This window comes from Variovorax sp. F042 (assembly GCF_057814215.1).
Genome location: NZ_JBVASX010000002.1, coordinates 657,563 through 676,956 on the forward strand (window position 1 = coordinate 657,563; position 19,394 = coordinate 676,956).

Consider the following 19,394-nt stretch of genomic DNA (forward strand, 5'->3'; position numbering starts at 1 on the left):
AGAGCTCCAGCAGCCTTTTGAATCATGAGCATCCTCAGTGAATTCAAGGAATTTGCCGTCAAGGGCAATGTCATCGACCTTGCGGTCGGCGTGATCATCGGTGCAGCGTTCGGCAAGATCGTCGACTCGCTCGTGGCCGACATCATCATGCCGCTGGTCGGCGTGGTGTTCGGCAAGCTCGACTTCTCCAACCTCTATGTGGTGCTGGGCACGGCGCCCGCCGGCGTGGCAAACACGCTGGCAGACCTGAAGAAGGCCGGCGTTCCGGTGCTGGCGTATGGCAACTTCATCACCATCGCAGTCAACTTCGTGATCCTGGCCTTCATCATCTTCATCATGGTCAAGCAGATCAACCGCCTGAAGCGCAACGAAGAGCCTGCACCGGCCGCGGCCCCCGAGACACCCGAAGACGTGGTGCTGCTGCGCGAAATCCGCGACAGCCTCAAGCGCCCCTGATCAAGCGCCCTTGAGCACCCGGGCCATGCGCAGCGCCTCGACGAGGCTCGACGCATCGGCCAGCCCCGTTCCCGCGATGTCGAACGCGGTGCCGTGATCGGGGCTGGTGCGCACCAGCGGCAAGCCCAGCGTCACGTTCACGCCCTTCTCCACGCCCAGGTACTTGACCGGGATCAGGCCCTGGTCGTGGTACATCGCCACCACCACGTCGAACTCGCCACTTGAGGGCACGCCGTGCCTGGCGCGTGCGCGCATGAAGACCGTGTCGGGCGCATAGGGCCCGCTGGCGTCGATGCCTTCAGCGCGCGCAGCCTCGATGGCCGGCGCGATGATCTCGCGCTCTTCCGAACCGAACAGACCGCCCTCGCCCGCATGCGGGTTGAGGCCCGCCACGCCGATGCGCGGCGCGCGGCCCAGCGCATGCGTCAGCGCGCGGTGCGTGATGCGCAGCGTTTCGAGCACGCCTTCGAAACGCACGGCCTCGATGGCATTGCGCAGCGACATGTGGATGCTGACGAGCACGGTGCGCAGCTCGTCATTGGCCAGCATCATGCGCACCGGCACGTCGGCCACGGTGCGGCCCAGATGCGCGGCCGCCTCGGCCTGCAGCAGCTCGGTGTGGCCGGGGTACGGAAAGCCGGCGGCCGACAGCGCTTCCTTGTGCAGCGGTGCGGTCACGATGGCGCCGATCTCGCCGCGCAACGCGGCCCGCGCGGCCCAGATCACGCATTCGCCCGCCACGCGGCCGGCCTCTGCGCTGATGCGGCCCGTTTCGATGTGCGATGGCGGCGCGATCACCTGCAGCACGGGGATGCAGCCCGGCGGTACGGTCGCGGCTTCGGCGACGGATTCGATCTCGAGCACAGGCCAAGCCAGCTGACCCGGCCCGGCCAGGACCTGCGAGGCCTGGCGCATCGTGCCCACGTCGCCGGCGACGAAGGCGCTGCGGGTCGCGTCAGGTGCATCACGAAACGCCTTGACGATGATCTCCGGCCCGATACCCGCGGGATCGCCCAGCGTGATGGCAATGGCCCCGCTCATTGAAATACCTCCGTGCTTCGCACTGCGGTGCGAGCTTGCTTGGGGCGGCCCGGCGCTGCGCTCATGCCGGGTTGTCGATGTCGATGAACTCGTGCTTCAGCCCGAGCTGCGCCGCCACATGCCCGGCCACCGCCGGCGCGCCGTAGCGTTCGGTGGCGTGGTGCCCGCAAGCCAGGAAAGCCACGCCCATCTCGCGCGCGTAGTGAGCCTGGGGCTCCGAGATTTCGCCGGTGATGAAGGCGTCGGCGCCGGCCGCGATGGCGGCTTCGAAGTAGCCCTGCGCGCCACCCGTGCACCAAGCTACGTTTTTGATAGCGCGATGCGCCGTATCGACGAGCGTGACCGGCCTTTTAAGCACACCTTCGACGTGCATGGCGAGCGCCTTGGCGTTGGCAAAGCTCTCGCCGCTTTCCTGCATTCCGAGAAAGCCCAGCTCCTGCTCGCCGAAGCGCCCGGTCGAACCGGCATGGGCCACGAGCCCCAGCTTCAGGCCGAGCTGCGCGTTGTTGCCGAGTTCGGGATGCGCATCGAGCGGCAGGTGGTAGGCGAACAGGTTGACGTCGTCGCCCAGCAGCAGGCCCAGGCGCTGCTTCATCCAGCCGGTGACGCAGCCGTCCTGGCCGCGCCAGAACAGGCCATGGTGAACGAAGATGGCATCGGCCTCGGCCTGGATCGCGGCCTCGATCAGCGCGCGGCTGGCGGTCACGCCCGAGACGATCTTGCGGACCACGGTGCGCCCTTCGACCTGCAGGCCGTTGGGTCCGTAGTCCTTGAAGCGCCCGGGGGCCAGCAGCAGGTCGAATGCGTGGAGCAGTTCGTGGCGGGTGGTGCTCATCGCGCCATTGTCGCGCCGCCCGCGGGGGCCGCGCCATCCCGCATGGCATGGCCGCGCGCGGCCAGGGGCAGGAACGCCAGCAGGAAGCCCAGCCCGGCCAGCACCGCCACGTAGTGCGCCGGCGCCATCGTGTCATGCTGCAGCCAGAGCGTGAGGATCACCGGCGTCAGCCCGCCGAAGACCGCGTAAGACATGTTGTAGGCGAACGAAAGCCCGGTGAAGCGCACCGGCGCCGGGAAGGCGCGCACGCCCGCAATCGGCACGGTAGCAATGGTGCCCACGAACAGGCCCACCAGCCCGTAGTGCCAGAACAGCGTGGCCGGCGTGCCTGGCAGCCCGCTGTAGAACAGGTAGGCCGTGACGAACAGGCCACCCCAGCCGACAAGCATCACGGTGCGCGTGCCGATGCGGTCGCTGGCCCAGCCGGTGAGCATGCAGCCGAGGGTCAGGGTGAGCGTGGCGAGCGCGTTGGCCTCGAGCGCCAGCGCAGCGGGAATGTGGTGCACCTTCTGCAGATACGTGGGCGTGTACAGGACCACGACCACGATGGCGGCAGACAGCACCCAGGTCAGCAGCGCGACGTACACGCAGGCCAGGCGGTGCTCGCGCAGCACGGTGCGCAGCGGCATCTCGCGCGCCACGCTGCGGCGGCCGGCCAGCTCCTTGAAGACCGGCGTCTCGTGCAGGAACCGGCGCAGGTACACCGACACCAGCCCGAACACGCCGCCCAGGATGAAGGGAATGCGCCAGGCGAAGTCGCTCACCTGCTCGGGCGAATAGTGGCGGTTGATGGCCACCGCGATCAGCGAGCCCAGCAGGATGCCGCCGGTGATGCCCGAAGTCAGCATGCCGATGCCGAAGCCGTAGCGCTTCGCCGGTACGTGCTCGCCCACGAACACCCAGGCGCCGGGCATCTCGCCGCCGATGGCCGCGCCCTGCAGCACGCGCATCGCCAGCAGCAGCAGGGGCGCCGCAACGCCGATGCTCGCGTAGGTCGGCAGCAGGCCGATCACCAGCGTGGGCGCCGCCATCAGGAAGATCGACAGCGTGAACATGCGCTTGCGGCCGAAGATGTCGCCGAAATGCGCGATGACGATGCCGCCCACCGGGCGTGCGAGGTAGCCGGCCGCGAAGATGCCGAAGGTCTGCAGCTGCCGCAGCCAGTCGGGCATGTCGGTCGGGAAGAACAGCGCGCCCAGCACGGTGGCGAAGAACACGTAGATGACGAAGTCGTAGAACTCCAGCGTGCCGCCGAGAGCGGACAGGCCGAGGGTCTTGTAGTCGCTCGAGTCGAGCGTGCGTGCCGGCGCCGGCTGCGCGCCGTCCGGGAAGGTTGCTTCTGAAGTCATGGCTGGCAGGGAGATCGTGATCGCGCGCCAGCCCGCGGGACCGGGTGAGAAAACGGAAAAATGGCGCGCTGGCGAAATGCCTGGCCGCTTCCACCGGGTGGGCAGCGCGGGAGGCCTGAAAAACACGGGCCGGATGGGACCGACCTGCGATGCTAGGTGTTAACCCGGCTTTACGTACGCAGGAAGTCTTAATCTCGACCTCTGCGAGCGGTTTCTGCACCAAGCGGTTGAGGGACAATTGACAACATTGCTGCGTTGCACTGCAGCCTTCCAACGTCTTTTTCACCAATCTTTCATGAAACGCACCTGGCTGCTCTTCGCCCAAGCCGTGACCGTCCTGCTCGCGGCCTACTTCGTCGTCGCGACGCTCAAGCCCGAGTGGATCAACAAGCGCGCAACCTCGCTGGGCGGCGTGGTGTCGATCGTCGAGGCACCGGCCGGCAACCCGGGCGTGACAACGCCCGGCAGCCTGAGCGTGCCGGCCAAGAAGGCCTCCCCGGCGGTGGTGAGCATCAACACCAGCAAGGCCGCGCAGCGCCACCCGCGAAGCAACGACCCGTGGTTCCGCTTCTTCTTCGGCGACCAGGACGACCAGCCCCAGGTGGGCCTGGGCAGCGGCGTGATCGTGAGCCCCGACGGCTACATCCTCACCAACAACCACGTGGTCGAGGGCGCCGACGAGATCGAAGTGACGCTCAACGACAGCCGCCATGCGCGCGGCAAGGTGATCGGCACCGATCCCGACACCGACCTGGCCGTGCTGAAGATCGAGCTCGACAAGCTGCCGGTGATCGTGCTGGGCGATTCCGACGCGCTGCAGGTGGGTGACCAGGTGCTGGCCATCGGCAACCCCTTCGGCGTGGGCCAGACCGTGACCAGCGGCATCGTCTCGGCGCTGGGCCGCAACCAGCTCGGCATCAACAACTTCGAGAACTTCATCCAGACCGACGCAGCCATCAACCCCGGCAACTCGGGTGGCGCGCTGATCGACGTCAACGGCAACCTGCAGGGCATCAACACCGCGATCTACTCGCGCTCGGGCGGCAGCATGGGCATCGGCTTCGCCATTCCGGTGTCGATGGCCAAGATCGTGCTCGAAGGGATCGTGAAGGAAGGCCAGGTTCGCCGCGGCTGGATCGGCGTGGAGCCGAGCGACCTGTCGCCCGAACTCGCCGAGACCTTCGGCGTGAAGGCGGACGCGGGCGTGATCATCACCGGCGTGCTGCAGAACGGCCCGGCCGCCAAGGCCGGCATTCGCCCGGGTGACGTGATCACCTCGGTGGGCGAGAAGAAGACGGACAACGTACAGGCGCTGCTGACCGCCGTGGCCGGCCTGAAGCCGGGCAGCACCTCGCGGTTCGCGCTGCAGCGCGGCAGCGACAAGATGGAGCTGGATGTGACGCCGGGTCTGCGCCCGAAGAGCCCGGTCCGGCAGGTACCGCCGAGTCAGCCCGAATAACGGGCTGTCAGGTCGGTCGATCAGGATTGCGCTGAATCAGCGCTTTCCTCTTCCTCTGGCTTCTTGCCGGAACTGGCGAAGTACCTGGCACCGATGATGCCCACCTCGTACAGCAGGCACATCGGCACCGCCAGCGCCAGCTGCGACACCACGTCGGGCGGCGTGAGCACCGCGGCAACGACGAACGCGACCACGATGAAGTAGCCGCGGAAGGACTTCAGCTTCTCGATGGTCACCATCTCGAAACGCACCAGCAGCATCACGACGATCGGCACCTGGAAGGCCACGCCGAAGGCGATGTAGAGCGACAGGATCGCCTCGACGTACGAGGAAATGTCGGGTGTTGCCTGCACCGCGGACGGTGCGAAGCGTTGGATGAAGCTGAACATCTTGTCCAGCACGAAGAGCTGCACGAACGCGATGCCCGCATAGGCCAGCAGGCTGCCGAAGAAGATCAGCGGCAGCGCGAATTTCTTTTCATGGCTGTAGAGCCCCGGCGCGATGAACATCCACGCCTGGTACATGAGCCAGGGCAGCGCCAGCAGCACGGCGGCCATCATCAGCACCTTGAGCGGCACGAAGAACGGCGAGAACACGCCGATGGCGATCAGCTTCGCGTCGTGCGGCATGTGCGCCTTGATCGGCATCGCGATCAGGTCGATCAGCCCGCCCGGGCCGGGCCAGATGGCCAGCAGGATGCCCGCGACCACGAGGCCGTAGACGCAATAGAGCAGGCGGTCGCGAAGCTCGACCAGGTGCGCCACGAACGGCTGTTCGGTGCCCGCCAGCTCGTCTTCTTTGTCTTTGTTCTTGTTGTCGGAATCGGCCATTGGAAAAGAAGATAGCGTGACGTCGGCCGGCGTGCGGCGCGCGCAGAACGCGGTGTTGTGGATGCGCTAGTTGATCTTGTTGATCGTATGCGGGCGGAAGCGCGCAACGCGCGCCGCGCCCGACAGCGCCTTGGTGCGCACGCCGTTGCGCGCCTTGTACCACTGTGGCGTGGCGCCCTGTTTCAGGCGCCAGTTCTTACGGGGATGCTTGTATTCGGGCGGCGACGGCTCGGGTTCGGCCAGCGCCGAGAGGGTTTCGCCCGAACCGCTGAACTGCTTCTCGAATTCGCTCGCGCCCGTGTGGATGCTGTGCTCGACGTCGCGCGCCGCATCCTCGACGGTGGTCTTCATCTTGCGGAGCTCGTCGAGCTCCATCGAGCGGTTGACTTCGGCCTTGACGTCGTTCACGTAGCGCTGCGCCTTGCCAAGCAGGGTGCCGACGGTGCGGGCCACGCGCGGCAGCTTTTCCGGGCCGATGACGATCAGCGCCACGACGCCGATCAGCGCCAGCTTCTCAATGCCGAGATCGAGCACGTGCGGTCCGCGCTCAGGACTTCTGACGCGCTTCGACGTCGATCGTCGGCTTGTCGCTGTTGGCCGGCTGGCCGGTCACTTGCTGGGCGGGGGCCGACGAAGCGGCGGCATCGGACGAGCTGCCGTCCTTCATGCCGTCCTTGAAGCCCTTGACGGCGCCGCCAAGATCCGAACCCATGTTCCGCAGCTTCTTGGTGCCGAAGATCATGACCACTACGAGCAGCACGATCAGCCAGTGCCAGATGGAAAAAGAACCCATGGAGAACTCCTAAGAATGTGTCCGATTTTAGTCGGGCGGAATGTGACAGTTTGGCTTAATGCCGCTCAGCCGCGAAGCCACGGCCGGGGACCACCCATGACATGGACATGGAGATGGTGAACCTCCTGCCCACCCTCGGTGCCGGTATTGACCACGACCCGGTAGCCGCCGTCCGGATAGGGCCTGCAGCCCTGCTCCAGCGCCAGCTTGGGCGCCAGGATCATGATCTTGCCCATCAGCGCCTCGTCGTCGGGCGTCAACTGGGCCATCGAGGCGATGTGCTTCTTGGGCACCAGCATGAAATGCACCGGCGCCCAGGGCGCGATGTCGTGGAAGCCGAACAGGTCTTCGTCTTCGTAGACCTTGCGCGAGGGAATCTTGCCCTCGATGATTTTGCAGAAGATGCAGTTGGGATCGTGTGACATGGAGGTTGTTCGTTAGACAGCCATGGGCTTGCGTTCGCTCCAGTTCAGCCAGCCCTTGACCAGCCGGTAGATCATCCACACGGCAGTGACGAAGAGAATGGGGAAGCCGATCAGGATCCAGATGGTGATGAACCCCAGGATGGACCAGACCAGGCCCCACCAGAAGGTACGGATCTGCCAGGTGAAGTGGCTTTGGTAGAGCGTGCCCTCCGTATCCTCGCGCTTGAGATAGTTGAGCACGATGCCCACGATCCCCGTGAGGCCGCCCGTGAACCACGAAAGCGCATAGAGGATGTACACCGCCAGCGTGATCTGGCGCAGGCTTTCCAGCTGCTCGGGCGTCTTGCCGGAGATGTCGTCGATCGCGGTGATTTCGTTCATTCGGAGGCCTGGCCTTTCTGCTGCTCTTCGATGCCGCGTTGCTGCACCTTGCGCAGCGCTTTTTCCTCGATGCCGCTGGTGCCCTCCCGGCGCTCGAGTTCCGCGGTGACGTCTGACGGGGAAAAACCGTAGTGCGCCAGCGCCACCATGGTGTGGAACCACAGGTCGGCCACTTCGTTCACTATTTTCGAACGGTCGCCGCCATGGTCGGCGTCCTTGGCGGCCATCACGACCTCGGTGGCTTCCTCGCCGATTTTCTTGAGGAAGGCGTCGGGGCCCTTGTGCAGCAAGCGTGCGACGTAGCTCTTCTCGGGATCGCCGCCGCGCGCGGGCAGGCGGCTTTCGATGACCGCGGCCAGGCGTGCGAGGGCGTCGGAGGTGCTGTTGCTGTTCACTGTGGCCGTCATTTGTAGATCGACTCCGGGTCTTTCAAGACGGGTTCAACCACCGTCCACTGGCCCTTTTCGTACTTGCTGAAGAAGCAGCTGTGGCGCCCGGTGTGGCAGGCGATGCCGGGCTCGTGGCCGAGCTGGGTGACCTTGAGCAGCACCACGTCGTTGTCGCAGTCGAGGCGGATCTCGTGCACGGTCTGCACGTGGCCCGACTCCTCGCCCTTGAACCAGAGCTTGTTGCGCGAGCGGCTGAAATACACCGCGCGGCCCAGCTCGGCGGTCTTTTCGAGCGCCTCGCGGTTCATCCAGGCGAACATCAGCACGTCGTTGCTGCCCTGTTCCTGCGCGATGACCGGCACCAGGCCGTTCGCGTCCCACTTCACTTCATCGAGCCAATTCATGGAAGTATTGTCGGGGATAGGAAAAGACCCTTTGGACACGCTTCAAGCGTCGATCCGCACGGGAATGCCGCGCGCAGCCATGCGGGCCTTGGCCTCGCCCACCGTGTGCTCGCCGTAGTGGAAGATGCTGGCCGCCAGCACGGCGTCGGCGCCGCCGGTCTGGATGCCATCGGCCAGGTCGTCGAGGCTGCCCACGCCGCCCGAGGCGATCACCGGCACGCTGACGGCGTTGCTCACCGCGCGGGTCAATTCCAGGTCGAAGCCGCTCTTGGTGCCGTCCCGGTCCATGCTGGTCAGCAGGATCTCGCCGGCGCCGCGGCGCGCCATCTCGGTCGCCCACTCGACGGCGTCGAGGCCGGTGTTCTTGCGCCCGCCGTGGCTGTATACGTCCCAGCCCGCGCCGCGGGTGGCGGCTTCTTCGGGACTGCGGCGCTTGGCGTCGATGGCGACCACGATGCATTGCGAGCCGTACTTCAGCGCGGCGTCGCTGATCACCTGCGGATCGGCGATGGCGGCCGAGTTGAAGCTGGTCTTGTCGGCTCCGGCGTTGAGCAGCCGGCGCACATCGGCCACCGTGCGCACGCCGCCGCCCACGGTCAGCGGAATGAAGATCTGCGAAGCCACCGCCTCGATGATCGGCAGGATCAGGTCGCGGCCATCGCTGGTGGCGGTGATGTCGAGAAAGGTCAGTTCGTCGGCGCCCTGGGCGTTGTAGCGCGCGGCGATCTCGACCGGATCGCCGGCATCGCGCAGTTCGAGGAAGTTGACGCCCTTGACGACGCGGCCGCCGGTGACGTCGAGGCAGGGAATGATGCGTTTGGCAAGCATGGGATGTTGAACAACCGGTAGGGAATCAGAGAACGCGGAGCTGTTGCCAGCCCTGCCATTGGGCGCCAGGCATCAGCAGCACGGGCTCGTCGATGCGGGCGGCCTCCACGCAGAGCATGTGGCGAAAGCCATCGGCAGGCATGTCGGCGAGTTTCGCACCGAGCACCGCGCCGGGGTTCCAGACCACGGTTTCGCTGCAGCTCGCGCTTTGGGAGATTTCGAGCTTGCCGCCCGGCTGAACCAGCCGCAGCGGCTGGGCGGGCGCGGCATAGACGCTGTCGAACTCTGCATCGAAATGCAACGCTGCCGCGGTTTCCACCCAGCGGTCGTCGCGCAGCGAATCCCAGCGGTTGGCGCCCTGCAGGCCCTCCAGCCGCACGTTGGCGATGTCGTCGACGCGCAGGTAGGTGTGCAGCGCGGCGGCAAAGGTCCAGGGTGCGCGATCGATATTGACCAGCGTGAGCGTCGTGCGCAGCTGGCCGCCGGACAAAGCGGCTTCAAGCCGCGCCTCAAAAGCGTGCGGCCAGAGCTTTCGGGTGGCTTCGGAGTCGCGAAGCGTCAGCCTCAGCGTTTCGGGCGCATCCGAAACCTCGTGCACCCAAGGCAAATTGCGCATGAATCCATGCTTGGGCAACATGCCGCGCTGGTTGAATTGGGGGCAGCAAATGGGCACGCCGCCGCGGATGGCCGTATGCCCGTCGAACACCGCCGAAGGGCTCAGGTAGAGCCTTTCCACCCCGTCAGCCGCGGTCCAAGAGAGCACTTGCGCCCCATGCAAGGCCACCGTGAGGGTGCTCCCATCGATGCCGTTGGCACGCAGAGCGGGCTGGCCGCGAAACTCGATCGGGGTGATTTCCATGGCGAGAATTGTAGGCAGCACCCGCACCGTGGCACGGAATTGGCATCAAGGGCCATTGCGTGCCCGGGGCCTTCTTGGATACCCTGTGATCGCTTGCATCGAGGGACAACGTGCAAGTCGGTCCCGTGCACTCGGAAAAACTACTCTCACACGACAAGGGGATACGCATGAAGAAGCTGCCGATGGCCGCCTGGATCCTGATCGCGATGGTGCTCGGCATCATCGTGGGCTACATGATCTTCTCCAGCTTTCCGGACAAGAAAGCCGCGAAAGAAATCGCAGACTACGTCTCCATCATCTCGGACGTGTTCCTGCGCCTGATCAAGATGCTGATCGGCCCGCTGGTGTTCTCCACGCTGGTGGTGGGCATCGCGCACATGGGCGACGCCAAGTCGGTCGGCCGCGTGTTCGGCAAGGCCATCGGCTGGTTCCTCACCGCCTCACTGATCTCGCTGGTCATCGGCCTGGTCATGGCCAACCTGCTCAAGCCCGGCGAAAACCTCGGCCTGCCGCTGCCCGACATCGGCGCCTCGGCCAACCTTGCCACCTCGAAATTCACGCTGAAAGACTTCGTGAGCCACACGGTGCCGAAGTCCTTCGTCGAGGCCATGGCCAACAACGAGATCCTGCAGATCGTGGTGTTCTCGATGTTCTTCGGCGTGGCGCTCGCCTCGCTGGGCGACAAGGCCAAGACGCTGGTCGCCGCCATCGAGGAGCTGTCGCACGCCATGCTCAAGATCACCGGCTACGTCATGAAGCTCGCGCCGCTCGCGGTGCTGGCCGCCATGGCCGCCACGGTGGCCGTCAACGGCCTGGGCATCCTGCTGAAGTTCGCGGTGTTCATGGGCGACTTCTACCTGGGCCTGTTCGTGCTGTGGAGCGTGCTGGTGCTGGCGGGCTTCCTGTTCCTCGGCCCGCGCGTGTTCAAGCTGCTGGTGCTCATCAAGGAAGCCTTCCTGCTGTCGTTTGCCACTGCCAGTTCGGAAGCGGCCTACCCGAAGATCCTGCAGGCGCTCGACCGTTTCGGCGTGAAGCGCAAGATCTCCAGCTTCGTGATGCCGATGGGCTACTCGTTCAACCTCGACGGCTCGATGATGTACTGCACCTTCGCCGTGCTCTTCATCGCGCAGGCCTACAACATCCACATGCCGATCAGCACGCAGATCACCATGCTGCTGATCCTGATGCTCACCTCCAAGGGCATGGCCGGTGTGCCGCGCGCCTCGCTGGTGGTGATCGCAGCCACGCTGAACCACTTCGACATTCCCGAGGCCGGCCTGCTGCTGATCCTGGGCGTGGACACCTTCCTCGACATGGGCCGCTCCGCCACCAACGCAGTGGGCAACTCCATCGCCACCGCGGTGGTTGCCAAGTGGGAGGGCGAGCTGATGTCCGAGAGCGATGCCGAGGTCAACGCCAAGGCGCTCGACGAGGAAGCCAGCGCCACCCTCGCCCACCCCGCCCACGCGTGAGGCGCGCCATGAAGCCCAAGGCCACGCTGTCGGTTTTCCTCGCCGGACTGCTGGCGGCCGCCGTGTTCGTGCTGGCGGCACCGGCACAGGCGCAGGAACAGGCAGCGCCCACCGCGCTGACCGGCACCCTCGCCAAGGCCCGCGAAACCGGCGCCATCACCATCGGCTACCGCGAGTCGTCGGTGCCGTTCTCGTACCTCAATGCGCGCAAGGAGCCGATCGGCTATTCGATCGAGCTTTGCCGCGCGCTGGTAACGGCCATCGAGGACGCGGTGAACAGGAGCCTCACGATCAAGTGGGTGCCCGTCACGTCGGACTCGCGCATCGACGCGGTCGCGAGCGGCAAGGTCGACCTGGAATGCGGCTCGACCACCAACAACCTCGAACGCCAGAAGCGCGTGAGTTTCTCGCCCACGATGTTCGTCTCGGGCACCAAGGTGCTGGTGAAGAAGGGCTCGCCGATCAAGTCGTTCCGCGACCTCGCGGGCAGGAAGGTGGCAGTGACGGCCGGCACCACCAACGAGAAGACGCTGCGCGACCTGTCGGAGAAGTTCAAGCTGAACATCAACCTGCAGGTGACGCGCGACCATGCGGAGTCGTTCGGGCTGGTGAAGAGCGGCCAGGCCGATGCCTTCGCGACCGACGATGTCCTGCTCTACGGCCTGATCGCGCAGGACGCCGCCAAGGCCGACTACGAGGTGGTCGGCGACTTCCTCTCCTACGACCCCTACGGGATCATGTACCGCAAGGGCGACCCGCAGCTCAACAAGGTGGTCGTCGACACCTTCCAGGTGCTGGCAGAGGACGGCGAGATCGAGCGGCAGTACAAGCGCTGGTTCCTGCGCAAGCTGCCGTCGGGGGAAAGCATCAACCTGCCGATGAGCGCGCAGCTGGAAACGATCATCCAGACGATGTCGGTGAAGGCCGAATAAGCCCTCATTCAACTGCTACCGCGCTGGCCACTCCCAGCGCGGTATTTCGCTCATGTCGAGGTTGGCGATGCGCGTCTCGCCGAACTGCTTTTCGAGCACTACCGGCTGCAGGCCTTCGCTGTCGTCCAGCGCGGCGATCAGCCGGGCGGCGTGCGACACCACGATCACCTGCGACTGCCGCGCGGCCTGCGCAATCAACCGCCCCAGGGCCGGCAGCAGGTCGGGGTGCAGGCTGGTCTCCGGCTCGTTGAGCACTAGCAGCGCCGGCGGACGGGGCGTGAGCAGCGCCGCGATCCACAACAGGTAGCGCAGGGTGCCATCGGACAGTTCGGCGGCCGTAAGGGGCCTCAGCAGGCCGTGCTGGCGCATCAGCGTCTCGAAGCGGTCGCCTGCCACCTGAACCTTGATGCTTGCGCCGGGGAAGGCGTCGTCCACCGCGCGGTCGAGTGCTTCGCCGTCACCGATCTCTCGGATGGTCTGCAATGCAGCGGCCAGGTCGGCGCCGTCGTTGGACAGCACAGGCGTGTACGTGCCCAGTTGAGGCTGGCGAGCGGGCGCATCGGCGTCGGAGCGGAAGTGGTCGTAGAAGCGCCAGGAGCGCATCTGCTCGCGCAGCGTGAGCATCTCGGGTGCGTCGCGCGGGTCGGCGTGCTCCGTCATCATGCTGGCGAAAGCAGGAATGGGCCGGCCGATGGCCTGCCAGCTCTTGCCCTCACGCAGCCGCAGCGCGGCGCCCTTGCGGTCGACCAGCTGCGTCGAGGGGCGCAGCAGCGGGCCGCTCCAGATGGCCTCGTGCTTGATCTGCGGGTCGCTCGAAAAGGCCGTCGATGAACTCGGTGGCGGCAGGCCGATGTCGATGGCGTAGCCGAAATCTTCAGCCTCGACGCCAGCGAACCCCAGCTTCAGCGCGACCGGCTCGCTGCGCGATGTGCCCTGCACCGGCACCTCGCCCCGCAACATGGCCGCGGAAAAGCGCTCGGGCCCGGCCCACAAAGTCGATGAAAGCCCGCCTTCGCGCACCAGCGAGCGGATCACGCCGCCATTGGCGATGTCCGCCAGCAGACGCATCGCCCGGTACACGCTCGACTTGCCGCTGCCGTTGGCCCCGGTCACGACCGTGAGCCGGCCCAGCGGCACGGTCAGCTGCCGCAACGAGCGGTAATTGGCGATGGCGAGCGCGGAGAGCACGCGCTGCGCGGTAAAGGCGTCAGGCGCCGGCCAGTTCGTCCGCGCGAGCCTGCGCGGCGGCGAAATCGAGGTCGCCCGAATAGATGGCGCGGCCGCAGATCACACCCTCGACGCCGTCGGATTCGACTGCGCAAAGCTTGTCGATGTCGGCCATGTTCGACAGGCCGCCCGAGGCGATCACCGGAATGGTCAGCGCCTGCGCGAGCTTGACGGTGGCCTCGATGTTGATGCCCGAGAGCATGCCGTCGCGGCCGATGTCGGTGTAGATGATCGACTCGACGCCGTAGTCCTCGAACTTCTTGCCCAGGTCGGCCACCTCGTGGCCCGTGAGCTTGCTCCAGCCGTCGGTGGCGACCTTGCCGTCCTTGGCGTCCAGGCCCACGATGATGTGGCCGCCGAAGGCGCTGCAGGCGTCCTTCAGGAAGCCGGGGTTCTTGACCGCGGCGGTGCCGATGATCACGTAGCGCAGGCCGTCGTCGATGTAGCGCTCGATGGTGTCGAGGTCGCGGATGCCGCCGCCGAGCTGCACCGGAATGTCGTCGCCCACCTCTTTCAGGATCGCCTTGATGGCCGCGTGGTTCTGCGGCTTGCCGGCGAAGGCGCCATTCAGATCGACCAGGTGCAGCCGGCGCGCGCCGGCCTCGACCCACTTGCGGGCCATGGCAGCGGGGTCTTCGCTGAAGATGGTGGACTGGTCCATGTCGCCCTGCTTGAGGCGAACGCAGTGGCCGTCTTTGAGATCAATGGCGGGAATGAGGAGCATGGAAGTGACGCGAGTGTGCGGAATCCGGGCTGTGAGAGGTTCGGCCCGGTCGGAAAAATAGGTTCAGGGACTCCAGTGGAGGAAGTTGCGATACAGCTGCAGCCCGTGGTCCGCACTCTTCTCCGGGTGGAACTGGGTTGCAAAAATGTTATCGCGTGCGATGGCTGCGGTAAAGCTCGCGCCATATTCCGCCTCGCCCACGCTGTGTTTGGGGTCGGTCGGGCGAGCGTAGAAGCTGTGCACGAAGTAGAAGTAGCTCTGGTCTGGCACCCCCGCCCACACGGCATGCGGCTGGGCCTGGCGCACCTGGTTCCAGCCCATCTGCGGCACCTTGAAGCGGCTGCCATCGGGCTGCAGGCGGCCAGCCAGGTCGAACTTGACGACCTCGCCCGGAATGAGGCCCAGGCCATCGGTGGGGCCTTCGTCGCTGCGCGACAGCATCATCTGCATGCCCACGCACACGCCGAACAGCGGCTTGCTCGCCGCGGCTTCGAGCACCGACTCCTGCAGGCCGGAGTCGCGCAGCTCGCGCATGCAGTCGGGCATGGCGCCCTGCCCCGGCAGCACCACGCGGGTCGCCTTGCGAACCACGTCGGGGTCGGAGGTGACGAACACCTCCACGCCGACCTGGTCGGCCGCATGGCGCACGGCCTGCGACACGGAGTGCAGGTTGCCCATGCCGTAGTCGACCACGGCAACGGTATTTGCTACAGATTTCATAGCTGATGGGCGAACGCGTTCAGAGCGAGCCCTTCGTCGAGGGAATGACGCCGACGGAACGCGGGTCGAGTTCGAGCGCGCCGCGCATGGCGCGCGCGAAGGCCTTGAACACCGTCTCGCACTGGTGGTGCGCATTGACGCCCTTGAGGTTGTCGATGTGCAGCGTGACGAAGGCGTGGTTCACGAAGCCCTGGAAGAACTCGTAGGTGAGCTGGCTGTCGAAGGTGCCGATCATGCCGCTGGTGAACGGCACGTGCATCACGAGGCCGGGGCGGCCCGAGAAGTCGATGACCACGCGGCTCAGCGCCTCGTCGAGCGGCACGTAGGCGTGACCGTAGCGGCGGATGCCCTTCTTGTCGCCGATGGCCTTGGCCACGGCCTGGCCCAGCGTGATGCCGACGTCTTCCACCGTGTGATGACCGTCGATGTGCAGGTCGCCCTGGCAGTCGATGTCGAGGTCGATCAGCCCATGGCGGGCGATCTGGTCGAGCATGTGGTCGAAGAAGCCGATACCGGTAGCAAGTTTGGCCTTGCCGGTGCCGTCGAGGTTGACGCTGACGGTGATCTTCGTCTCGGCGGTGTTGCGGGTGACCGTCGCGGTGCGATCGGCGCTGCCCGGGTTGGTGGGGGTGGTCATAGTGAGGCTTCGAGTGCCGCGAGCATCCGCGCATTCTCGTCGGCCGTTCCGACGGTGAGGCGCAGGCAGTTTGCGAGCAGTTCGTGCATTTTAGAAACGTTCTTGATCAGAACCCCGTGTGCCTTCATGCCCTCGAAGGTCTTGGCGGCATCGGGCACGCGCAAAAGAATCATGTTGGCATCGCTGGGCCAGGTCTTCACGCCGGGCAGGCGGCCGAGGCCCATCATCAGGCGTTCGCGCTCCTCGCGGATCTGCCGGGCCTGCGCCTCGAACACCTCGGCGTGCTCCAGCGCGAACAGCGCGCACTCGCAGTTGAGCACGCTGATGTTGTAGGGCGGGCGCACCTTGTCGATCTCGGCGACCAGCGCGGCCGGCCCCATGAGGTAGCCCAGGCGGATGCCGGCCAGGCCGAACTTGCTGAGCGTGCGCATCAGCAGCACGTGGCCGTGCTTCGCGAGCCGGTCGATGTAGCTGCGGGCGGCGAAGGGCTGGTAGGCCTCGTCGATCACCACCAGGCCGCCCTGCGCGCCCTGGGCTTCGACGATCTTCTCGACGACGGCGTCGTCCCAGAGGTTGGCGGTCGGGTTGTTCGGGTACGCGAGGTAGACGATGGCGGGCTTCTCGCTCGCAATGGCGGCCAGCATGGCGGCTTCGTCGAGTTCGAAGTCGGCCGTGAGCGGCACGCCGACGAACTTCAGGCCCTGCAGCTTCGCGCTCATGGCGTACATGACGAAGCCGGGCACGGGCGCCAGCACGGTGGCGCCGGGCAGGTCGCAGGCAATGGCCAGCAGCGAGATCAGCTCGTCCGAGCCGTTGCCCAGCATCAGCCTGAAGCCCTCGGGCATCTGCGCGTGCGCGGCCAGCGCGCGCTGAAGGTCGGCGCCGCGCTCGCCCGGGTAGCGGTTGAGCGCCAGCGCACCGAGGCGCGCGCCGAGTTCGGCCTGCAGCGCGGGCGGCAGGCCGAAGGGGTTTTCCATGGCGTCGAGCTTGACGAAGCCGCGCGCGTCCTGCACCGCGTAGGCATGCATGGACCGCACGTCGTTGCGGATGCGGTCGAGCGGCGGGCGGATGGATTCGGGAGCAGCGGTCATCGGGTGCAGCGGTAGCTGTTTCGGAGGGCGCCGGCCATGACCAGTTGCACTGGCATGTCGGCTTCGTAACTGTCGGCGTTGCGGGTCAGCTCGGTCTGGTAGAGCGAGCGCGCCATGGAGGGTTCGAGACGGCGGCCCTCGACGCAAAACACGGGCTTCTGCCCGTTGCGCTGCGACGATTCGACGCCTTCGCGCAGGCCTTCGAGCACGCCGACCAAGTAGTAGCTGGCGTAGGCCTTGCCGTCTTTCTCGCTGGCTTCGAGCGTGCGCAGTTCGCGGATGCTCATGGCCTGCGCGCCGGTGGCGGCCGCCAGCGCGAGCAGCAGGAAGGCGGCGGCACGCTTCATCGGCATCACTTGCGGTAGCGCGGCGGCGGCGCGTAGGCGCCGTCGGCCGGGAAGGCGCTGGGCTGCGACGGGGTGGCGTCGCGGCGCTGGCGGCGCGGTGCGTCGCGCTCCTCGAGTTCGAACAGCGCGGCGCCGATCACGCCAATGTTGCGCACGTCGCCCGCTTCGGTGTTCGCTGCGTAGGCACGGCCGGGCGCTGAAAAGCGGAAAGCCGCGACCTCGTTCTCGCTCTTGCGAAAGCCTTCGATGGTCAGCGCCTGCAGCGGACGCAGCACGTAGCCGCCGTTGCGCAGGCTGCCGGGCTTGCCGTTGAGCACGTCGAGACCGTCGACCGTGGCGATCACCTCGTAGCTGCGCTCGCTGAGGTTGCGAAAGCGCAGCGTGTAGCGCGAGCCCTGCACGCCGGCGAGGCGAAACATGTCTTCGCCGCCACTGCCCCGACGGGCACGCTGCAGCGGCAGCGGGCGGCTGTCTTCGCCGAGCACCGACCATTCGACGTCGCCGTCGGCCAGCATCAGGCTCAGGCGGCTCTCAGGATTGCTGCCCACGGAGCGGCGCACGGCAGAGGCCTCGTTGTAGCCCAGCGAGGCCACGTCGTCCGGCTGGTCGGACAGGCGCTTGGTGATGACCGTGCGGGTCTTCGATTCGAGGCCCTCGCCCCATTGCGTGCCAAGCTGCGGGGCAGGCGCTGCCGGCGCGGCGCTGGGCGTAGCGCTGACGGCAGCCGACGTGCGCGGCGCCTGCGGCATCTGGCTGCAGGCGGCCAGCAGTGCGGCGCCCGCAACGAGGCCCGTGGCAAATCGAAAAAGACGCGAATGACGGAGACGATCGATCATCTTGCTTGCTCCTCCCGGTGACCGGTTGTTTGAGCTCAGATCTTACGCAGCCGCATGCGGGCAGCTTCGGCGTGCGCCTGCAGGCCCTCGCCCTCGGCCAGCGTGACGGCGATCGGGCCCAGCACCTGGGCGCCTGCCTCGCTGACCTCGATCAGGCTGGAGCGCTTCTGGAAGTCGTACACGCCCAGCGGGCTGGAAAAGCGCGCCGTGCCGCTGGTGGGCAGCACGTGGTTCGGGCCGGCGCAGTAGTCGCCCAGGCTTTCGCTGGTGAAGGCGCCCAGGAAGATCGCGCCGGCGTGGCGCAGCAGCGGCTCCCAGCGGTTCGGTTCGCTGCTGCTGACTTCCAGATGCTCGGGGGCGATGCGGTTGCTGATCTCGCAGGCCTCTTCCATGCTCTTCGTGTGAATCAGCGCGCCGCGGCCGTTGAGCGAGGCGGCGATGATTTCCGCGCGCGGCATGGCCGGCAGCAGGCGATCGATCTCGGCCTGCACGCGGTCGATGTAGGCGGCGTCGGGACACAGCAGGATGCTCTGGGCCAGCTCGTCGTGCTCGGCCTGGCTGAACAGGTCCATGGCCACCCACTCGGGCGGCGTGGTGCCGTCGGCCAGCACCAAAATTTCGCTCGGGCCCGCGATCATGTCGATGCCCACGGTGCCGAACACGCGGCGCTTGGCGGCCGCCACGTAGGCATTGCCGGGGCCGGTGATCTTGTCGACGGCAGGAATGGTGGCGGTGCCGTAGGCCAGCGCGGCCACGGCCTGCGCGCCGCCGATGGTGAAGCCGCGCGTCACGCCGGCCACGTAGGCGGCGGCGAGCACGAGCTGGTTCTTTTCGCCCTTCGGCGTCGGCACAACCATGATGATTTCGCCGACACCCGCGACGTGCGCGGGAATGGCGTTCATCAGCACGCTCGACGGGTACGCCGCCTTGCCGCCCGGCACGTAGATGCCGACGCGATCGAGCGGCGTGACCTTCTGGCCAAGCAGCGTGCCATCTGCATCGCGGTAGCTCCAGCTTTCGCCGCTGGCCTTCTTCTGGGCCTCGTGGTAGCTGCGCACGCGGCGCGCGGCGGCTTCGAGCGCGTCGCGCTGAGCGGCGGGCAGAGCCTCGAAGGCGGCCTTGAGTTCGGCTTGCGTCAGTTCAAGCTCGGGCAGCGTCTTGGCGTCGAGCCTGTCGAAGCGATTCGTGTATTCGAGCACCGCGTCGTCACCGCGCTTCTGCACGTCGGCGAGGATGTCGGCCACAACCTTCTCGATGGCCGCGTCGTCGTCCGCGGACCAATGCAGCCGCGCCTTGAATTCAGCGTCGAAGCTGGCTGAAGTCGTGGACAGACGGGCGGGGGCTGCTTTCAGAGTCATG

24 protein-coding genes are annotated in these 19,394 nt (G+C 66.5%); 4 read left to right on the plus strand and 20 right to left on the minus strand.

Annotated elements, in window-relative coordinates:
• Window positions 1–24: 24 nt before the first annotated feature.
• The gene (gene mscL, locus ACZYSP_RS11550; protein WP_093048667.1) at window positions 25–456 is read left to right on the plus strand and encodes a large conductance mechanosensitive channel protein MscL; all 432 of its coding nucleotides are present in this window, start codon (window positions 25–27) and stop codon (window positions 454–456) included.
• Here the strand turns inward: mscL and pdxA are convergent, their stop codons facing one another.
• The 3 genes from pdxA to ACZYSP_RS11565 all read right to left on the minus strand — a co-directional run bounded on the left by pdxA (window position 457) and on the right by ACZYSP_RS11565 (window position 3,681).
• Window positions 457–1,497: a 4-hydroxythreonine-4-phosphate dehydrogenase PdxA gene (gene pdxA / locus ACZYSP_RS11555; RefSeq protein ID WP_489014202.1), complete on the minus strand. Its 1,041-nt coding sequence runs from the start codon at window positions 1,495–1,497 to the stop codon at window positions 457–459.
• Between the two features lie 61 nt (window positions 1,498–1,558).
• Window positions 1,559–2,332: a Nif3-like dinuclear metal center hexameric protein gene (locus ACZYSP_RS11560; RefSeq protein WP_489014204.1), complete on the minus strand. Its 774-nt coding sequence runs from the start codon at window positions 2,330–2,332 to the stop codon at window positions 1,559–1,561.
• Entirely contained in the window at window positions 2,329–3,681 is a 1,353-nt protein-coding gene (locus ACZYSP_RS11565) for an MFS transporter (protein WP_489014206.1), read from the minus strand. The genes ACZYSP_RS11560 and ACZYSP_RS11565 overlap by 4 nt, the downstream gene beginning before the upstream one ends.
• 295 nt (window positions 3,682–3,976) lie before the next feature.
• On the opposite strand from ACZYSP_RS11565, the gene ACZYSP_RS11570 reads away from it, so the two are divergent.
• Window positions 3,977–5,140, plus strand: coding sequence for a trypsin-like peptidase domain-containing protein (locus ACZYSP_RS11570; RefSeq protein WP_093048655.1), 1,164 nt, complete (start codon window positions 3,977–3,979; stop codon window positions 5,138–5,140).
• Window positions 5,141–5,160: 20 nt separating this feature from the next.
• On the opposite strand, the gene tatC is transcribed toward ACZYSP_RS11570, so the two are convergent.
• The 9 genes from tatC to ACZYSP_RS11615 all read right to left on the minus strand — a co-directional run bounded on the left by tatC (window position 5,161) and on the right by ACZYSP_RS11615 (window position 10,049).
• Entirely contained in the window at window positions 5,161–5,970 is an 810-nt protein-coding gene (gene tatC, locus ACZYSP_RS11575) for a twin-arginine translocase subunit TatC (RefSeq protein WP_093075856.1), read from the minus strand.
• Between the two features lie 66 nt (window positions 5,971–6,036).
• Complete coding sequence (gene tatB, locus ACZYSP_RS11580) at window positions 6,037–6,504, minus strand: Sec-independent protein translocase protein TatB (RefSeq protein WP_007835284.1); 468 nt, start codon at window positions 6,502–6,504, stop codon at window positions 6,037–6,039.
• Between the two features lie 13 nt (window positions 6,505–6,517).
• Window positions 6,518–6,763, minus strand: coding sequence for a Sec-independent protein translocase subunit TatA (gene tatA, locus ACZYSP_RS11585; RefSeq protein WP_093048649.1), 246 nt, complete (start codon window positions 6,761–6,763; stop codon window positions 6,518–6,520).
• A gap of 65 nt (window positions 6,764–6,828) precedes the next feature.
• Entirely contained in the window at window positions 6,829–7,188 is a 360-nt protein-coding gene (locus ACZYSP_RS11590; protein ID WP_093048646.1) for a histidine triad nucleotide-binding protein, read from the minus strand.
• Window positions 7,189–7,200: 12 nt separating this feature from the next.
• Window positions 7,201–7,569, minus strand: coding sequence for a DUF4870 family protein (locus ACZYSP_RS11595; protein WP_176928690.1), 369 nt, complete (start codon window positions 7,567–7,569; stop codon window positions 7,201–7,203).
• On the minus strand, window positions 7,566–7,976 hold the full coding sequence (locus ACZYSP_RS11600) for a phosphoribosyl-ATP diphosphatase (RefSeq protein ID WP_093075857.1): 411 nt from the start codon (window positions 7,974–7,976) through the stop codon (window positions 7,566–7,568). The genes ACZYSP_RS11595 and ACZYSP_RS11600 overlap by 4 nt, the downstream gene beginning before the upstream one ends.
• Window positions 7,973–8,362 carry a phosphoribosyl-AMP cyclohydrolase gene (gene hisI, locus ACZYSP_RS11605; RefSeq protein WP_013539725.1) on the minus strand — a complete coding sequence of 130 codons (390 nt, stop codon included), beginning with the start codon at window positions 8,360–8,362 and terminating at the stop codon, window positions 7,973–7,975. The genes ACZYSP_RS11600 and hisI overlap by 4 nt, the downstream gene beginning before the upstream one ends.
• 42 nt (window positions 8,363–8,404) lie before the next feature.
• Complete coding sequence (gene hisF / locus ACZYSP_RS11610; RefSeq protein WP_489014211.1) at window positions 8,405–9,190, minus strand: imidazole glycerol phosphate synthase subunit HisF; 786 nt, start codon at window positions 9,188–9,190, stop codon at window positions 8,405–8,407.
• 25 nt (window positions 9,191–9,215) lie between these two features.
• Complete coding sequence (locus ACZYSP_RS11615) at window positions 9,216–10,049, minus strand: D-hexose-6-phosphate mutarotase (RefSeq protein WP_093075859.1); 834 nt, start codon at window positions 10,047–10,049, stop codon at window positions 9,216–9,218.
• Window positions 10,050–10,216: 167 nt separating this feature from the next.
• Between ACZYSP_RS11615 and ACZYSP_RS11620 the strand changes: the two genes are divergently transcribed.
• Window positions 10,217–11,521 carry a dicarboxylate/amino acid:cation symporter gene (locus tag ACZYSP_RS11620; protein WP_093048634.1) on the plus strand — a complete coding sequence of 435 codons (1,305 nt, stop codon included), beginning with the start codon at window positions 10,217–10,219 and terminating at the stop codon, window positions 11,519–11,521.
• Between the two features lie 8 nt (window positions 11,522–11,529).
• Window positions 11,530–12,453 (plus strand): amino acid ABC transporter substrate-binding protein, encoded by a 924-nt coding sequence (locus tag ACZYSP_RS11625; RefSeq protein WP_093048631.1) that lies wholly within the window; start codon window positions 11,530–11,532, stop codon window positions 12,451–12,453.
• A gap of 15 nt (window positions 12,454–12,468) precedes the next feature.
• Here the strand turns inward: ACZYSP_RS11625 and ACZYSP_RS11630 are convergent, their stop codons facing one another.
• The 8 genes from ACZYSP_RS11630 to hisD form a co-directional block, all read right to left on the minus strand.
• A complete protein-coding gene (locus ACZYSP_RS11630; RefSeq protein WP_489014215.1) occupies window positions 12,469–13,641 on the minus strand; it encodes an AAA family ATPase in 1,173 nt (390 codons plus the stop codon).
• A 19-nt stretch (window positions 13,642–13,660) separates the two neighbouring features.
• Window positions 13,661–14,404, minus strand: a complete 744-nt coding sequence (gene hisA, locus ACZYSP_RS11635) for a 1-(5-phosphoribosyl)-5-[(5-phosphoribosylamino)methylideneamino]imidazole-4-carboxamide isomerase (protein ID WP_093048625.1) — start codon at window positions 14,402–14,404, stop codon at window positions 13,661–13,663.
• A gap of 63 nt (window positions 14,405–14,467) precedes the next feature.
• The gene (gene hisH, locus ACZYSP_RS11640; protein WP_489014217.1) at window positions 14,468–15,124 is read right to left on the minus strand and encodes an imidazole glycerol phosphate synthase subunit HisH; all 657 of its coding nucleotides are present in this window, start codon (window positions 15,122–15,124) and stop codon (window positions 14,468–14,470) included.
• 19 nt (window positions 15,125–15,143) lie between these two features.
• On the minus strand, window positions 15,144–15,761 hold the full coding sequence (gene hisB / locus ACZYSP_RS11645; protein ID WP_093048619.1) for an imidazoleglycerol-phosphate dehydratase HisB: 618 nt from the start codon (window positions 15,759–15,761) through the stop codon (window positions 15,144–15,146).
• Window positions 15,758–16,852 carry a histidinol-phosphate transaminase gene (hisC, locus tag ACZYSP_RS11650; protein WP_426391661.1) on the minus strand — a complete coding sequence of 365 codons (1,095 nt, stop codon included), beginning with the start codon at window positions 16,850–16,852 and terminating at the stop codon, window positions 15,758–15,760. The genes hisB and hisC overlap by 4 nt, the downstream gene beginning before the upstream one ends.
• Window positions 16,849–17,199, minus strand: coding sequence for a hypothetical protein (locus ACZYSP_RS11655; RefSeq protein WP_256216704.1), 351 nt, complete (start codon window positions 17,197–17,199; stop codon window positions 16,849–16,851). The genes hisC and ACZYSP_RS11655 overlap by 4 nt, the downstream gene beginning before the upstream one ends.
• A gap of 5 nt (window positions 17,200–17,204) precedes the next feature.
• A complete protein-coding gene (locus tag ACZYSP_RS11660; RefSeq protein WP_093048610.1) occupies window positions 17,205–18,035 on the minus strand; it encodes a hypothetical protein in 831 nt (276 codons plus the stop codon).
• Between the two features lie 35 nt (window positions 18,036–18,070).
• Window positions 18,071–19,393: a histidinol dehydrogenase gene (gene hisD / locus ACZYSP_RS11665; RefSeq protein ID WP_489014221.1), complete on the minus strand. Its 1,323-nt coding sequence runs from the start codon at window positions 19,391–19,393 to the stop codon at window positions 18,071–18,073.
• Between the last annotated feature and the right edge of the window lies 1 nt (window position 19,394).

Bases quoted from the DNA above. Each gene is read 5' to 3' on its own strand.
- mscL (WP_093048667.1), top strand. From the start codon at position 25: ATGAGCATCCTCAGTGAATTCAAGGAATTTGCCGTCAAGGGCAATGTC.
- pdxA (WP_489014202.1), bottom strand. From the start codon at position 1,497: ATGAGCGGGGCCATTGCCATCACGCTGGGCGATCCCGCGGGTATCGGG.
- ACZYSP_RS11560 (WP_489014204.1), bottom strand. From the start codon at position 2,332: ATGAGCACCACCCGCCACGAACTGCTCCACGCATTCGACCTGCTGCTG.
- ACZYSP_RS11565 (WP_489014206.1), bottom strand. From the start codon at position 3,681: ATGACTTCAGAAGCAACCTTCCCGGACGGCGCGCAGCCGGCGCCGGCA.
- ACZYSP_RS11570 (WP_093048655.1), top strand. From the start codon at position 3,977: ATGAAACGCACCTGGCTGCTCTTCGCCCAAGCCGTGACCGTCCTGCTC.
- tatC (WP_093075856.1), bottom strand. From the start codon at position 5,970: ATGGCCGATTCCGACAACAAGAACAAAGACAAAGAAGACGAGCTGGCG.
- tatA (WP_093048649.1), bottom strand. From the start codon at position 6,763: ATGGGTTCTTTTTCCATCTGGCACTGGCTGATCGTGCTGCTCGTAGTG.
- ACZYSP_RS11590 (WP_093048646.1), bottom strand. From the start codon at position 7,188: ATGTCACACGATCCCAACTGCATCTTCTGCAAAATCATCGAGGGCAAG.
- ACZYSP_RS11595 (WP_176928690.1), bottom strand. From the start codon at position 7,569: ATGAACGAAATCACCGCGATCGACGACATCTCCGGCAAGACGCCCGAG.
- ACZYSP_RS11600 (WP_093075857.1), bottom strand. From the start codon at position 7,976: ATGACGGCCACAGTGAACAGCAACAGCACCTCCGACGCCCTCGCACGC.
- hisI (WP_013539725.1), bottom strand. From the start codon at position 8,362: ATGAATTGGCTCGATGAAGTGAAGTGGGACGCGAACGGCCTGGTGCCG.
- hisF (WP_489014211.1), bottom strand. From the start codon at position 9,190: ATGCTTGCCAAACGCATCATTCCCTGCCTCGACGTCACCGGCGGCCGC.
- ACZYSP_RS11615 (WP_093075859.1), bottom strand. From the start codon at position 10,049: ATGGAAATCACCCCGATCGAGTTTCGCGGCCAGCCCGCTCTGCGTGCC.
- ACZYSP_RS11620 (WP_093048634.1), top strand. From the start codon at position 10,217: ATGAAGAAGCTGCCGATGGCCGCCTGGATCCTGATCGCGATGGTGCTC.
- ACZYSP_RS11625 (WP_093048631.1), top strand. From the start codon at position 11,530: ATGAAGCCCAAGGCCACGCTGTCGGTTTTCCTCGCCGGACTGCTGGCG.
- hisA (WP_093048625.1), bottom strand. From the start codon at position 14,404: ATGCTCCTCATTCCCGCCATTGATCTCAAAGACGGCCACTGCGTTCGC.
- hisH (WP_489014217.1), bottom strand. From the start codon at position 15,124: ATGAAATCTGTAGCAAATACCGTTGCCGTGGTCGACTACGGCATGGGC.
- hisB (WP_093048619.1), bottom strand. From the start codon at position 15,761: ATGACCACCCCCACCAACCCGGGCAGCGCCGATCGCACCGCGACGGTC.
- hisC (WP_426391661.1), bottom strand. From the start codon at position 16,852: ATGACCGCTGCTCCCGAATCCATCCGCCCGCCGCTCGACCGCATCCGC.
- ACZYSP_RS11655 (WP_256216704.1), bottom strand. From the start codon at position 17,199: ATGAAGCGTGCCGCCGCCTTCCTGCTGCTCGCGCTGGCGGCCGCCACC.
- ACZYSP_RS11660 (WP_093048610.1), bottom strand. From the start codon at position 18,035: ATGATCGATCGTCTCCGTCATTCGCGTCTTTTTCGATTTGCCACGGGC.
- hisD (WP_489014221.1), bottom strand. From the start codon at position 19,393: ATGACTCTGAAAGCAGCCCCCGCCCGTCTGTCCACGACTTCAGCCAGC.